Raw genomic sequence first — 426 nt, 5'->3', positions numbered from 1 at the left:
AGCATGGAAAAGGAGATTAAAAGAATAGTGGAGGTGCTTACCGGCGTTGGATTCCCGGAAAGCCTTGAGTGGACCTTACAGGTACACCTTTGTTTTGCGCCCGCTAAGTTTTCAATAACACATGAGCAGTTTCGGGGCGAGGACCATTTGCGGTACCAGATATGGATTGTGCGGGATGAGGAAACAGGCCTTCATGCACCAGCTTATTATGATGCTTTACTGGTTCGCCCCCTCGATATCAAGCCACTTAATGAAGGGGTTGAAGGGATATTTGTGCTTAACCAGCAAATGCAACTGGTGAACTGGGCAGCACTGCTGGAAAAAGGAGAGAATGCTACTGTCGGCGACTTTGCCGACCTGCAACTAATTGCTCAAATAGTACAGGCGTTGAATGCATTGGAAAATTCCGAAGAAGGCGCCCTGTAC

General features: G+C 48.1%; 1 protein-coding gene. It reads left to right on the top strand.

The features are described 5' to 3' along the window. Positions 1 to 3: 3 nt before the first annotated feature. The coding region (locus tag BUE76_RS23240; RefSeq protein WP_158070031.1) for a hypothetical protein at positions 4 to 426 on the top strand (423 nt) is incomplete at its 3' end.

Origin of the sequence: Cnuella takakiae, from assembly GCF_001953305.1 — a bacterium.
GTDB lineage: Bacteria > Bacteroidota > Bacteroidia > Chitinophagales > Chitinophagaceae > Flavisolibacter > Flavisolibacter takakiae.
Note: the sequence above shows the minus strand (reverse complement) of the source record. Positions and strands in the feature narration are given on the sequence as shown.